Raw genomic sequence first — 14,509 nt, 5'->3', positions numbered from 1 at the left:
GCGGCGATTTATTGCCGACATCCAGACATGAGTTGCATCGCCTGAAGCAGGCGACGGGAAGAATTACCGAGCCCCATTTCTAGTGACATCTCCTGGATTGGCTTCAACGCCAATAGATAAGGATGTCGAACGAAATTGGCGCTCCTCCCGGACACGCATCCCACATCCCCCAATCGCGGATTTTTTTCTGGGCGCGCCCCGGCGCTGGATTGCCTTGCCATGGTTAAACGACGTGAGTTTCTCGGCCTGCTGACAGCTGTCGGCAGCAGTTATGTGTTGAGCGCGTGCGGCGGCGGTTCGGGCGGAGGCACAGCCAATGCCGGCGTGACCAGCAGCGCGACGCCAGGTTCGAACGGCACGGGCACGAGTACGGGCAACAATGGAGCCCCGGCGACAACGGGAAGCCCCGCCAGCACGCAGACCAGCGCGACGTCGACGGGCGCGAAGGGCGGCTCGTCCGGGTCGAACGGCAATGGCGGCGCATCGAACCACGGCACGCCTGCATCGGCGGACGGCACCTTGGTCCCGCCTGCCGCGTCGATCACCGACAACCAGGCGGCGGTCTGGACGCTCGTCGGCGGATCGGTCTACCGGAATAGCGCGAAAGCCGGCAACACCTATAACGTGTCCTTGCTGCTCTGGTATGGCGGCGGCATCTATTGCGACGGAACCCGCGGACAGTTCTACGGCTGGAACGGTTCCAACTGGTTCGCGTGCAACGATCCGCGCCTGGGCGGCACCTCGGCCGACGGCACGACGATTCCCGGCGCGTCGTACATCATCGATAAAGTGGGCGCGATCTGGAGCGTCGTGAGCGGTGTCGTGCTTCGCAACAACGTCGCGGTCGGCGCCACAGCCAATGTCTCGCTATTGCTGTGGTACGGCGGCAAGCTCTGGTATCGGGCAACGGGCGGCCAGTTCTACGTGTGCAACGACATCGACCAATGGCTGCCCTGTACCGACCCGCGCATTTCCGTGGCGGCGTCGAGCGGCACGTTCCATGGCATCAACGGGCACTACGACTATCTGTATACGCCCGCGGAAGTCGTATCGATCATGAGGAACATGGGCTGCTCGACCTATCGCGTCGGCGCCACTGACGACCCGACGCAACTCGGCGCGGTGGTCAATCTCGCGCAGGCGTTCCAGGCAGCAGGGTTGACGCTGTTCGTGCTGATCGACATCGGTGTGCGGGACTGGAACGGCGTGCTCTTTGCAAGCGAATCGGTCGCATACGCCCGGGGGCACGCATGCGGCGCGACAGTCGCTGCCGCGCTCGCGCCGTATGGTGTGGTCATGTACGAGTGCGGCAACGAGTTGACCCGCGACGCCGCCATCGTTCTAAACTCAAGCGATGCGGGGACGAAGGCCTCCGACTTCAACAACGCGAACTGGCCGATCATGCGCGGTGTAATGCGCGGCATGATAGACGGCGTGAAATCGGCGCAGGCCACGGCGAAGTGCGGCATCAACTTCTGCGTCGCTGACATCGGCGCGGCCGACGCGTTGTGGGACGGCACGCAGCCGGACGGCACAAGCGGCTATCCGACGGTGCGCTGGGACCTCACGACGTGGCACAACTACGAGGTGTACGGCGACATCTTCGATATCGGCTCCGACGGCACCGGTCCCAGCTTCGATCTGCCCGCGTACTGTAAAGCGCGCTACGGTATGCCGTTTCTGCTCACCGAGTGGAACACGGGACCGGAGAAGACCCAGGCATATCGCGCGGATTACATCAGTTCGCGCCTGGCAACGTACTATCAGGCGAGAAAAACGAAGGACGTGCAGTCGGTGATGTACTACGTGCTCGATAGTGGCAATGCGACATATGGCTTGATGATAGCCGGCGCAATACTCAATTTGCCGTACAACGCGTTTGTCAGCTTCGTTGCGAGCCATCCCGACAACTGAGCCGTGTGCTGGACGCGTGGCTCGCGATATCGACGGCGATTAAAGCCCAGTCCCGTGCTGCGAGCGCTAGTGGAAAAGAGCGGCGAGAGCACGGCAACGAGCGGTCAACTTCCCGGTCAACTGCTCCTGCTTACATAGGCTTCAGCAATATCCGCCATTCCGGCAGGCTGCCTTTCTTGTCGATTGCATCGACGAGCGGCGCGGCGCGCGCGGCGAGTTGCTCCTGCACGTCGGCCACGGCGGTTGCGAGCGCGCTCGACATGCCGAGACCGTCGAGCATCAACGCGGCTTCGCGCATTTCCTCCGAGCGCCGCTGACCGTGCTCGACCACTCGTCCGATCAGATACGCTTCGTAGCCGTTGTCCCAGCCCACACCCGGAAAGGTGGCGGCGAGCGAAGCCAGCACGCGGCCATCTACGTCGAACTGACGCGCGGCGAGCATCGACTGAACGCACAGTGCTTCCATGCCCTTGATCATGATGCTGCGGCAGAGCTTGATTGCCGACGCGAGCCCGACTTCCTGGGCCACTGCTTCAGAGCGCATGCCGAGTCCGTTGAGAAGCTCTGCCGTTTGCGCGGCGACGCGCCCGCCGAGCAGCATCGGCACCCGAATGCCTTGCGGCGGCACGGGCGCCATGACCGCGGCTTCCACGTAATCGGCGCCGCTTTGCTGAATCGCCGCGCTATTGCGCTGCTTGACCGCGGGCGACACCGAATTCAGATCGATGAACACCTGGCCCGCCGTAAGATGCCCGGCGGCGGCGCTTGCGACGGCTTCGGCCTGGCTCGCGGTGACTGCGGAGAACACGAGCGGCGCATTGCGCACCGCGGACGCAAGATCGTCAGCGATCTGGGCGCCGCTTTTCTCCGCCCGCTCGACGATCGCGCCGCGCGTGGACGCGTCTTGCAGCTTGATGTCGAACGCGCAAACCGTGCGCCCCGCCTCGGTGAATGCGCGCGCAAAGACGGGGCCGACTTCGCCGAAGCCGATAATCGCGATATGGCCGGCGGATTGTTGGAATGACTGAGGCATGCAGGAACTCCGGAAAGGGCCTCGCGATTCTCACGAGCGCGAAGCCGCCAGCAGCGGCACGAACAGGACAGGCAGGCTGTCACTGCAGACGAACGCGTAAAACAGCCTGTGCGCAATGTTCGGCGTGAGCAAGCGTGAGAGCGGGAATTCACCGCTCGCGCGCCGCGTTGGGCCGGAAAAGCCCAACGTCGCACTCAGTCGGCGTAGCGAAGACCCAACTGCTTCAACGGCTCGCGCATCTGGTACATGTCGAGGCCGAGCACGCCCGAGGCAAGCTTCTCACGCTTCTGCCCTTCGTTTGCCTCGCGTGCGGTGGCTTTGTCGAGCGTGTCCTGTGCTTTCGCCGACGGCACCACGACCACGCCGTCCTGATCGGCGACGATCACGTCGCCCGGTGTGACGAGCGCGCCCGCGCAGATCACCGGAATATTCACCGAGCCGAGCGTCGCCTTGATGGTGCCCTTCGCCGAGATAGCCTTGCTCCACACCGGAAAGCCCATTTCGGCAAGCACGCTCACGTCGCGCACGCCCGCGTCGATGATCAGCGCCCGTGCGCCGCGCGCCTTGAAGCTCGTTGCAAGAAGGTCGCCGAAATAGCCGTCGGTGCAGTCGGCGGTGACGGCTGCCACTACGATGTCGCCGGGCTGAATCTGCTCGGCTGCAACGTGCATCATCCAGTTGTCGCCGGGATGCAGCAGCACCGTGACGGCTGTGCCGCTCACCGGCGCACCTGCATAGATCGGGCGCATGTACGGCTTCATCAGGCCCACGCGTCCCATGGCTTCGTGAACGGTCGCGCTGCCGAGAGCGCCCAGGCCGTCCGCGACGCGGCTGTCCGCGCGCGCGATGTTGCGATAAACCACTCCGAGTTCGTACATGTTCAACGTCCTTGTGCTTTGAGTGCGGCATCGAGGCGCGGATATACTCGCCGCGCGTTGCCTTCGTAGATCTGGTAGCGCTGTTCCGGATTCATGGCCGCTGCCTCGACGTAGCGCTTCGTATCGTCGAAGTAGTGGCCCGTTTGCGGGTCGATGCCGCGCACCGCGCCTATCATCTCGCTCGCGAACAGAATGTTGTCGACGGGAATCACGTTCGTGAGCAGGTCGATGCCCGGCTGGTGATACACGCAGGTGTCGAAGAAAATATTCTTGAGCAGATGCTCTTCGAGCAGCGGCTTCTTCATTTCCTGCGCGAGGCCGCGAAAGCGTCCCCAGTGATACGGCACCGCGCCGCCGCCGTGGGGAATCACGAAACGCAACGTCGGGAAATCGTGGAACAGGTCGGACGTGAGGCACTGCATGAAAGCAGTGGTGTCCGCGTTCAGGTAGTGCGCGCCCGTGGTGTGAAAGCACGCGTTGCAGCTCGTGCTCACGTGGACCATCGCCGGGATGTCGTATTCGACCATCTTCTCGTAGATCGGATACCAGTAGCGGTCGGAGAGCGGCGGGCTCGTCCAGTGGCCGCCCGACGGATCGGGATTCAGATTGATCGCGACATTGCCGTACTGCTCGACGCACTTCACGAGTTCGGGAATACAGGTGGCCACGTCCACGCCGGGGCTCTGCGGCAGCATCGCGGCGGGAATGAAATTCTCGGGGAACAACTGGCTCACGCGATAGCACAGCTCGTTGCAGATCGCGGCCCACGTGCTCGACACGTCGAAGTTGCCGATGTGATGCGCCATGAAACTGGCGCGCGGGCTGAACACGGTGAGGTCGAGCCCGCGTTCGCGCATCAGGCGCAACTGGTTCGTTTCAATCGACTCGCGCAACTCGTCGTCGCTGATCCGCAGTTCGGACGGTTTGGGCGCGTCGGTTGGGTTGTCCAGCGCGGCGATCTGGCGGTTACGCCATGCTTCCAGCGCTTTGGGCGCGGTCGTGTAATGACCGTGAATGTCGATGATCATCTATGTACTCCGAATTGAAATGCGCTATGACGAGATCTTTTGGCGTGACCACTCAAGCATTCTCGTTGGCCTGCGCTTGTCCCGAGGCGTCGGGATGCCCGTCGTTCGATGGATGATGCTCACGTCGCGCGTCTGCAGGCGCCGCGTCGACAGACGCCGCTTCGAGCAGGGGCTCCGGGTCGCCGCCTAGCGCCTTCGTCACGCGCGCCGCGAATTCCAGCAGGCGCGGGCGGTAGCGCTCCATTTCCTCCATGCCCATGCGCGCGGACGGTCCGACGATGCCAAGCGCGCCCACCAGTTCCTGACCGACGCGGAACACAGGGGCCGAGATGCCTGACGTTTCGCGGTCGCGTTCGCCCATCGACAGATAGACGTAGCGCGAGCGGACCGTCTCGTACGGCTCGCCCGGTTCGCCCGCAAACGCGAGCAGCACGCGTCCGCCCGCGCCGCGTTCGAGCGGCTGAGTGTCGCCCTGCTGCACTTCCGCGCGAATCGAATGGCGCGATGCGATGCGGTACAGGCACACGCGGTGATCGCGCTCGCGCACATGAAACGAAACTGCCTCGCCGGTCTCCGCGCTGAGTTCCTTCATGGCGGGCAGCAGGACGTCGCGCAGATCGAAGCCGGCTTCGTAGACGGCGCTTAGATGCATTGCCGCCGAGCCGATCCAGAAGCGTCCGTCGTCGCGGCGAATCAGAAGCTGGTGGTGACAAAGCGCCTGCGCGAGCCGCGAGAGCGTGCTCTTGTAGAGCCCCGTGCGCTCCGATAGCTGGGTGAGCGTGAGCGGTTCGTCGTCGCGGCGAAAGGCGAAGAGTATCGACGCCGCACGATCCAGAACGTCGATTCCACTGGCCGTGACGCCTTGCGGCGCGCGCACGGTTTCGCTGTTGCGGGGCATATCACCGTCTCCAGTTAGTTCTATCAAATAGAACGGATACTCATTAGATGGAACAATGCTATTCCGATCGCTTTGCTCCGTCAATCGCGCAACTGAGGGTCGTGTCAGTGATATCCCGGAGCGACAGCGGATGATGGTATCGCTACCATCGCATTCATCCCGAAAAGCTCTGTCCGTCGGCAAGCCGTGCGGCGCGATGGTAGCGATACCATGGAGACATCAGTGTCGAACCGCAAAACCTCGGAACAGCTGCGCAGCTATCGCTGGTATGGCGTCAACGACCTTCGCTCATTCGGCCATCGGTCGCGCACCGCGCAAATGGGCTATCACGCGTCCGATTACATGGGCAAGCCGGTGATCGCCGTCGTCAACACGTGGAGCGAGATCAACTCGTGTCACACGCATTTCAAGCAGCGCGTGGAGGAGGTCAAGCGTGGCATCTGGCAGGCCGGCGGCTTCCCAGTCGAGATGCCGGTGATGACGCTCGCCGAACCGTTCCAGAAACCGACCACGATGCTGTACCGCAACTTCCTCGCGATGGAGACCGAGGAAATCCTGAAGTCGTACCCGTTCGACGGCTGCGTGCTGATGGGCGGCTGCGACAAGACCACGCCCGGCCTGTTGATGGGCGCGATCAGCATGAACCTGCCGTCGATCTTTCTGCCCGCCGGCCCGATGCTGCGCGGCAACTGGAATGGCCGCACGCTCGGCAGCGGGTCGGACACGTGGAAGTACTGGGCCGAATTGCGCGCGGGCAAGATCACGGAAGACGAGTGGAAGGGCATTGAGAGCGGCATCGCACGCTCGCCTGGCCATTGCATGACAATGGGCACCGCGTCGACCATGACGAGCGCCGCTGAAGCACTCGGCCTCACGCTGCCCGGCTTTTCGTCGATTCCCGCGGTCGATTCGCGGCATGCGCAGTTCGCGTCGCTGACTGGCCAGCGCATCGTCGAGATGGTGTGGACCGATGTGAAGCCGTCGGACATTCTCACCGCGAAATCATTCGATAACGCCGTGACCACCGTGCTGGCCATGTCGGGCTCGACCAATGCGATCGTGCATCTCGTGGCGGTGGCGCGCCGCGCCGGCATCGACCTGACGACCGCACGCTTCGACGAACTTTCGCGTATCACGCCGGTGATCGGCAATCTGCGTCCGTCGGGTCAGTATCTGATGGAAGACTTTTTCTATGCCGGCGGTCTGCGCGCGCTGCTGCTGGAACTCGGCGATCTGATCGACGGCTCGCAGATGACAGTCAACGGTTCGACCCTCGGCGAGAACATCGCGGGTGCCGAAATTTTCAACGACGATGTGATCCGCAAGCGCAGCAATCCGGTCGTGGCGAGCGACGGCCTCGCGGTGCTGACCGGCAATCTCGCACCGGACGGCGCCGTCATCAAGCCGGCGGCAATGGAAGCGCATCTGCTCAAGCATCGCGGCCGCGCCGTGGTGTTCAAGGACTACGCGGATATGGCGGCGCGCATCGACATGGAGGAGCTGGACGTCACCGCCGACTCGGTGATCGTGCTCCAGCACGCGGGTCCTGTCGGCGCGCCCGGCATGCCCGAATGGGGCCAACTGCCGATCCCACAGAAGCTGTTGAAGCAGGGCGTGCGCGACATGGTGCGTATCTCCGACGCGCGCATGAGCGGCACGAGTTACGGCGCGTGTGTGCTGCATGTGGCGCCGGAGTCGTTCGTCGGCGGCCCGCTTGCTCTCGTGAAGGACGGCGACATGATCGAACTCGATGTAGCCGCGCGACGTCTGCATCTGGAAGTGAGCGACGAAGAGCTGAGCGCGCGCAAGGCCGCATGGCAGCCGCCGAAGCTTCCGTTCGAACGCGGTTTCGGCGTGATGCATCAATTGCACGTATTGCAGGCGAATAAGGGCTGCGACTTCGACTTCCTCGAAGAGCCGGTGAAAACAGCGGCCGCGCAAAGCGTGCCGGTCACACACGACGCACCGGGCGCAACGAGCAGCGAACCTGAAATCCATTAATCAAACCGGAGCCCCTGAATGACCGCATCCGAAATCGTCGTGAGCGAAGCGACGCTCGAACAACTGAGGCACGTGAGCACGGCCACGTTGACCACGCAACTCTTCAAGCGCGGCTTGCGCAATGTGTTTTTGCAAGGCGTCGCGCCTCTCGCCAAACTGGCACCGGGCACGCCGAATCTGGTGGGTCCGGCGTTCACGCTGCGCAATATTCCGGCGCGCGAAGACCTCGATCACGTCGGCGTGTTCCAGGACCCGGACCATCCGCAACGCAAGGCAGTCGAAACCGCGCCTGTCGGCAGTGTGCTTGTGCAGGACTGCCGCGGCGAGCGTTCGGTGGCGTCGGTGGGATCGATTCTCGCGCTGCGCCTCGCTAAGCGTGGCGTCGCGGGCATGGTGTCGGACGGGCCGGTGCGCGATAGCGGGACCATCGCCGCATTGGGCTTGCCGATCTGGTGCGCGGGCGCGAGCGCGCCGCTGAATCTCGCGAAACATCATGCGGTCGATATGAATGTGCCGATTGCCTGCGGCGGTGTGCCGGTTTATCCGGGCGATATTGTCGTCGCGGATGTGGACGGCGTCGTCATCGTGCCGCGCGAGATGGCAGCCGATGTCGCGCGCGATGCCGCCGAGCAGGAACAGCTCGAGGCGTTCATCGCCCAACGGATCGACGAAGGCCGGCCGTTGCGCGGCACTTATCCGCCGAACGAGGAGACGATGGCCGCTTATGCGCAATGGCGCGCACAACAGCAATGAGCCGCCGCGACGCCTGAATACACATCAATTCACGCTCGATCCATCGCAGGACACAGGTCCGCGCATAGAACGCGGCCGGAGGAGACGCTGTGAGCACTACGACACCGGCAATCGCCGAATCGCGCCTGATCAACCGCCTTGCGCTGCGCTTGATGCCGCTGCTTGGGCTGCTTTATCTGGTCGCTTATATCGACCGCTCCAATATCAGCTTTGCCAAGCTGCAAATGCTCGGCAGCCTCGGACTTTCCGAGGTTGCCTATGGGCTCGGCGCTTCGCTGTTCTTTATCGGCTACCTGATTTTCGAAGTGCCCAGCAACGTGATGCTGCACAAATACGGCGCGCCGCGCTGGATGGCGCGCATCATGTTCACATGGGGCGTCGTGACGATACTGCTCGCTTTCACGCAGAACGCCACGATGTTCTACGTGCTGCGGTTTCTGCTCGGCGCATCGGAAGCCGGTTTATATCCTGGTGTGATCTATTACCTCACGCTGTGGTTTCCGGCGCGGCATCGCGTGCGCATGCTCGGTTATTTCACGGTGGGCAGCAGTCTCGGCAATATGGTCGGCGCGCCGATCTGCGGCTGGCTGCTCGACAAGGGCGGGCTCGCAGGGCTGCATGGCTGGCAACTGGTGTTCATCGTCACGGGGCTGCCGTCGGTTCTGTTGACGGTCGTCGTGCTGTTCCTGCTGCCCTCGTCGCCGAAAGAAGCGAAGTTTCTGTCCGCCGACGAGAAGCAGTGGCTCGCGCGCACGCTCGACGCCGAACGCGCGCAAATCAAGGCGGGCGTCGCGACGCACGGCTCGCTGCTCAGCGTACTGACCGAGCCGCGCGTGATCGGCATGGCGCTCTACTACATGATGCTGTCGATTTCCGTCTACGGCGTGAGCTACTGGTTGCCGACGCTGGTCAAAGGCTTCGGCGTGAGCAATACGACGAACGGGCTGCTCAACATCATTCCGTGGCTGATGGCGACCATCGTGCTCGCGTGGCTACCTTCCAGGCTGCGCGGCGCGGGCAATCGCGCAATCATCGCGATGCTGGTTTCGGCGCTGCTGGGTGTCGTTTGTTTTCTGAGCGCGGTGTTTCTGCCGACCAACACGTTGCGCTTCATCGCGCTGTGTTTTGGCGCGCCGTGCATGTATCTGCTGATTCCGTGCTTCTGGACCTTGCCGCCCAAATTCCTGTTTGGCGCGCGAGCCGCGGCCGGCATCGCCGCGATCAATTCGCTAGGCAATATCGGCGGCTTCATCGCGCAGAATCTCGTGCCGTGGGTCCGGCAGACAACGGGCAGCGTAAAGGCGCCGATGCTGATTCCCGCGACCTGTCTGCTCGTATTCGCCGTCATTACGTTGCTGATCTTGCGCCGCGAAAGAAGCGCTCGCGGGGCGCAACATGCTGTCCCGGTGACCGAGTAGGTTGTGCGGGCACGCGTTGATGTGCGGCGCGTCTGGCTGAACCGCCTGAGGCTTGCAGCGGTCTAGCGAAAGTCAGCGCGGTTCAGCCCAGTTTAGAATACGGCGCGCGATCCATTAACCTCCCGTCAGCACTCATGCCGAATCAGAAACCGCCCGCTGCCGCCGACGCCGATCTGCCCGACGCGGCGGCGCCCGCCAGACGCATGCGCGGCGGCCCGAAAGGCCTGCGCATCACCGACGTCGCGGCACAAGCAGGTGTCTCGCCGATCACGGTATCGCGCGTGTTCAACAGTCCCGCGACGGTGGCGCCCGAAACGCTCGAGCGCGTGCGGCAGGTCGTGCAAAAGCTCGGCTATGTGCCGAACCGGCTTGCGGGCGGCTTGTCGTCGTCGCGCTCGCGGCTGATTGCGGCGATCGTGCCGACTATCGCCCATTCGCTGTTCTCGGAAACGGTCCAGGTGTTCAGCGAGACCATGTCGCGCGCGGGCTATCAGGTGCTGCTCGCGTTGAGCGGCTACGACGATTCGAGCGAAGAGGCGCTGCTCGACGCAGTGCTGAGCCGCCGGCCCGAAGGCGTGCTGTTGACGGGCGTCGCGCACACGGACTCCTTACGCGAGCGGCTTGCGAACGTCGGCATTCCGATCGTCGAAACGTGGGACATGACGGATCAGCCTATCGACATGCTGGTGGGCTTCTCGCATTACCGGATCGGCGTGGCGGTGGCCGAGCACTTCCTCCAAAGGAACGTGCGCAAGCCCGGGCTCGTGTCGGCAAACGACGAGCGCGCGCTCGCGCGCCGCGGCGGTTTTTGCGAGCGGCTCGCGCAGGCGGGCATTCGCGACATCGCAGAAGTACTCGTCGCGCCGCCTAGTTCGGTCGCGCTCGGTAAAACAGCATTGCCAAGCCTGATCGAGCAGTCGCCCGATATCGATGCGGTTTTTTGCGGCTCGGACCTGCTCGCCATTGGAGCGTTGAGCGCGGCCAGGCAATTGGGGCTGAGCGTGCCGTCGCAACTGGCGATCTGCGGATTCGGCGATCTGGAGTTTGCGACCGAGACGACGCCCGAGCTTACTTCGGTGCACGTCGACGGCACACGGATCGGGCTCACCGCGGCGCGATGCCTGCTTGACCGGCTGGCCGGCATAGAGCAAAACAAAGTGACCGACGTGGGCTTCCAGATCGTGGAGCGCGCAACGACCTGACCGGGCTTCGCCAATCGTCCGATTGTTGGAGCATCACCGCACGCTCTTCGCGCCAGGCTCGGCCCATGCCCTGAAGCAGCGGCGGCAGGTGCCGGCGCACAGATAGGGGCACGGTGCAGCGGCCTGCTGCGACGCCATCTGCAATATCTCCATCACGCCGTTGAATATACGGCGCCCGTCAGGCCGTCATGGCCGTCTTCCCCTCCTGTGTTTGCGATTTACGAGGCGGCTAATCGAGCCACCGCGAGCGGACAACACTTGACGCAGATCAAACATACGGGCACCCGCGACTGCTCGCCGATGAGCATGTGCACGCACGTCGAATTCCGATGCCGACATTGTTTGATTTAGCTTGTCCGAGATCATGCTCCCGGCCGGAGGGCGCTCTTAAAATTCGACCGCGCATGAAGTAATTGGTCTGGTCTTCATGCCGAGAACATTTTGTAGCGTTTCAGATCGGTCCATGGAAATCAGGCAGATATGGTGAATAAGAAGACCATTGAACGGGTGTTGATACCCGTGGGGGCTGGACTCGTCGCGTGTCTCGCGGGGTGCAGCAATCTCGATGTGCTCGATCCGAAGGGCAGCGTGGGTGTGGCTGAAAAGTCGCTGATCAGTACGGCGACGATGGCCATGCTGATCGTCGTCGTGCCGGTGATCGTCATGATCCTCGTGTTTGCCTGGCGTTATCGTGCAAGCAATCGTAGCGCGACCTATGCACCAAAGTGGGCGCATTCCACCGCGATCGAAACGGTGGTGTGGACCGTGCCCACCCTCATCATTCTGTTCCTCGGCATTCTGACGTGGAACACCACGCACGAACTCGACCCATACCGACCCATCGAATCGGCGGTCAAGCCGATCAAGGTCGAGGTCGTGGCGCTCGACTGGAAGTGGCTCTTCATCTATCCGGAACTCGGCGTTGCTTCGGTCAACCAGCTTGCGTTCCCCGTGGGTACGCCGGTCGACTTCAAGGTCACGTCCGATTCCGTGATGAATTCGTTTTTCATCCCGCAACTGGGGAGCCAGATCTACGCAATGGCGGGCATGCAGACGCAACTTCATCTGATCGCCGACCATGCGGGCGATTACGCCGGCATCTCCGCGAACTTCAGCGGCAAAGGGTTTTCCGACATGAAGTTCCGCGCGCTCGCCGTCACTCCCGCGCAGTTCGATGCGTGGGTCGAAAAAGTGAAGGCCTCGCCGCGCCGGCTCGATATGAACGAGTACAACTCGGTGGCGCAACCGAGCGAGAAGGAGCCGGTCGGCTATTTCTCGACGGTCGACCCGAAGGTCTTCACCAACATCATTGCAAAGTACAACAACGGCAATGTCCTCGATTTGCAGAACAGCAATTGCCGCACAAAGGGTTAGCATATGCTCGGAAATCTGACACTCTCCGCGATTCCGTTCGATCAACCCATCATCATGGGGGCGGGCGCACTCATGATCGTCATGGTGCTCGCCGTGGTGGCGACACTGACCCGGCTCCATAGATGGAAATGGCTATGGCACGAGTGGCTGACGAGCGTCGATCACAAGAAGATCGGCGTCATGTATATCGTCGTCGCGGTGCTGATGCTTGTGCGCGGCTTCGTCGACGCGGTCATGATGCGCCTTCAGCTTGCGCTCGCGTATCACTCGCCTGGCTATCTTCCACCTCACCATTACGATCAGATCTTCACGGCTCACGGCGTCATCATGATCTTTTTCATGGCAATGGCGCTAATGGTCGGCCTGTTCAATCTGGTGGTGCCGCTGCAGATCGGAGCGCGCGACGTCGCGTTTCCATTCCTCAATTCGCTCAGTTTCTGGATGACGGCGATTAGCGCGATCCTGATGAATCTGTCGCTCGTGATCGGGGAATTCGCACAGGTCGGCTGGCTCGCCTATCCGCCGTTGTCGGAATTGAAATTCAGTCCGGGCGTCGGGGTGGACTACTACATATGGAGTCTGCAGCTGTCAGGCGTCGGCACACTGATTACGGCCATCAACTTCTTCGTGACGATCGTGCGGATGCGCGCGCCCGGCATGACGCTGATGAAAATGCCGGTCTTTACGTGGACGGCGCTCTGTTCGAACGTGCTGATCATGGCCACGTTCCCGATCCTTACGGTGGCGTTGGCGCTGCTCGGGCTCGATCGCTACATGGGCATGCACTTCTTCACGAACGAAGCAGGCGGCAATGCGATGCTGTACCTGAACCTGATCTGGGCATGGGGCCACCCCGAGGTCTACATTCTGGTGTTGCCCGCATTCGGCATCTATTCGGAAGTCATTGCGACCTTCTCGAAGAAGCCGCTGTTCGGCTACCGGACCATGGTCTATGCAACGTGCGCAATCATGGTGCTCGCGTTTCTCGTCTGGCTGCATCACTTCTTCACGATGGGCTCGGGTGCGGACGTCAATGCCTTCTTCGGCATTATGACAATGGTCATTGCCATTCCGACCGGCGTGAAGATATTCAACTGGCTGTTCACGATCTACCGCGGGCGCCTCGAGTTTTCCGCGCCAGTGTTGTGGACGATCGGCTTCATGATCACGTTCACGATCGGCGGCATGACGGGCGTGATGATGGCGATTCCCGGCGCGGACTTCGTGCTGCATAACAGCCTCTTTCTGATCGCACACTTTCACAACGCGATCATTGGTGGCGTGGTGTTCGGCTATCTCGCAGGGTTCCACTACTGGTTCCCGAAAGCATTCGGTTTCAAGCTGAACGAGAAGCTCGGCAAGTGCGCGTTCTGGTGCTGGTTCGTGGGGTTCTACGCTTCGTTCATGCCGCTCTACGTGCTGGGCTTCATGGGTATGACGCGACGCCTGAACCACTACGACAATCCGGCGTGGCATCCGTGGATGATTGCGGCGGCATGCGGTGTGGCGCTGATCGCGGTCGGCGTCGTCTTCCAGGTCGCGCAAGTGTGGGTCAGCGTGGCAAACCGCAACAAACCCGAGTACCGCGATGTAACGGGCGACCCTTGGGACGGCCGTACTCTCGAATGGGCGACAGCGTCGCCGCCGCCGGTCTATAACTTCGCCGTCATTCCGACAGTGCACGAGCTCGACGCATATGCCCACATGAAGGAGACGACAAACGGTCTCGCGAAAGCCACGGCGTATCAGGACATTCACATGCCGTCCAATACCAGTGCGGGGTTGCTCATCGGCCTGTCTAGTCTCGTGCTTGGATTCGCCGGCGTCTGGCACATTACGTGGCTCGCTGTCGCGGCACTGCTGGCTATCGTGGCCACGCTGATCGCACGCAGCTTCGGCGACAACGACGGCTATTACATCTCCGCCGATACCGTGCGGGAGATCGAAAGTAAGCGTGGCCCTACGGCCGCTGCGGTGCCAAGCCGCGAATTCGAAGCTGTGGAGGCCTGA

The 14,509-nt window shown here is 62.3% G+C and carries 11 protein-coding genes; 7 read left to right on the top strand and 4 right to left on the bottom strand.

Annotated features, from left to right (window positions below):
- The first annotated feature begins 219 nt into the window (after nt 1–219).
- A complete protein-coding gene (locus JMY24_RS10240; protein ID WP_193425203.1) occupies nt 220–1,914 on the top strand; it encodes a hypothetical protein in 1,695 nt (564 codons plus the stop codon).
- A 130-nt stretch (nt 1,915–2,044) separates the two neighbouring features.
- Here the strand turns inward: JMY24_RS10240 and JMY24_RS10235 are convergent, their stop codons facing one another.
- The 4 genes from JMY24_RS10235 to JMY24_RS10220 all read right to left on the bottom strand — a co-directional run bounded on the left by JMY24_RS10235 (nt 2,045) and on the right by JMY24_RS10220 (nt 5,751).
- Complete coding sequence (locus JMY24_RS10235; protein ID WP_128596326.1) at nt 2,045–2,947, bottom strand: NAD(P)-dependent oxidoreductase; 903 nt, start codon at nt 2,945–2,947, stop codon at nt 2,045–2,047.
- A 194-nt stretch (nt 2,948–3,141) separates the two neighbouring features.
- On the bottom strand, nt 3,142–3,825 hold the full coding sequence (gene ligK / locus JMY24_RS10230; protein ID WP_128596327.1) for a 4-carboxy-4-hydroxy-2-oxoadipate aldolase/oxaloacetate decarboxylase: 684 nt from the start codon (nt 3,823–3,825) through the stop codon (nt 3,142–3,144).
- Nucleotides 3,826–3,827: 2 nt separating this feature from the next.
- Nucleotides 3,828–4,853: an amidohydrolase family protein gene (locus tag JMY24_RS10225; RefSeq protein ID WP_128596328.1), complete on the bottom strand. Its 1,026-nt coding sequence runs from the start codon at nt 4,851–4,853 to the stop codon at nt 3,828–3,830.
- A 52-nt stretch (nt 4,854–4,905) separates the two neighbouring features.
- Nucleotides 4,906–5,751, bottom strand: coding sequence for an IclR family transcriptional regulator (locus tag JMY24_RS10220; RefSeq protein ID WP_128596329.1), 846 nt, complete (start codon nt 5,749–5,751; stop codon nt 4,906–4,908).
- A gap of 210 nt (nt 5,752–5,961) precedes the next feature.
- Here JMY24_RS10220 and araD point away from each other — a divergent pair, with 210 nt between their 5' ends.
- From araD to cyoB, 6 genes are all read left to right on the top strand, one after another.
- Nucleotides 5,962–7,752 carry an L-arabinonate dehydratase gene (gene araD / locus JMY24_RS10215; protein ID WP_128596330.1) on the top strand — a complete coding sequence of 597 codons (1,791 nt, stop codon included), beginning with the start codon at nt 5,962–5,964 and terminating at the stop codon, nt 7,750–7,752.
- Nucleotides 7,753–7,770: 18 nt separating this feature from the next.
- Nucleotides 7,771–8,505, top strand: coding sequence for a ribonuclease activity regulator RraA (locus JMY24_RS10210; protein ID WP_128596331.1), 735 nt, complete (start codon nt 7,771–7,773; stop codon nt 8,503–8,505).
- Between the two features lie 89 nt (nt 8,506–8,594).
- Nucleotides 8,595–9,923, top strand: coding sequence for an MFS transporter (locus JMY24_RS10205; protein ID WP_128596332.1), 1,329 nt, complete (start codon nt 8,595–8,597; stop codon nt 9,921–9,923).
- A gap of 134 nt (nt 9,924–10,057) precedes the next feature.
- On the top strand, nt 10,058–11,125 hold the full coding sequence (locus JMY24_RS10200; RefSeq protein WP_201701978.1) for a LacI family DNA-binding transcriptional regulator: 1,068 nt from the start codon (nt 10,058–10,060) through the stop codon (nt 11,123–11,125).
- A 480-nt stretch (nt 11,126–11,605) separates the two neighbouring features.
- Nucleotides 11,606–12,499: a ubiquinol oxidase subunit II gene (cyoA, locus tag JMY24_RS10195; RefSeq protein WP_128596736.1), complete on the top strand. Its 894-nt coding sequence runs from the start codon at nt 11,606–11,608 to the stop codon at nt 12,497–12,499.
- Between the two features lie 3 nt (nt 12,500–12,502).
- The gene (gene cyoB / locus JMY24_RS10190) at nt 12,503–14,509 is read left to right on the top strand and encodes a cytochrome o ubiquinol oxidase subunit I (RefSeq protein WP_128596737.1); all 2,007 of its coding nucleotides are present in this window, start codon (nt 12,503–12,505) and stop codon (nt 14,507–14,509) included.

Origin of the sequence: Paraburkholderia kirstenboschensis (assembly GCF_904848585.1) — a bacterium.
Taxonomy (GTDB): Bacteria; Pseudomonadota; Gammaproteobacteria; order Burkholderiales; family Burkholderiaceae; genus Paraburkholderia; species Paraburkholderia kirstenboschensis.
Note: the sequence above shows the minus strand (reverse complement) of the source record. Positions and strands in the feature narration are given on the sequence as shown.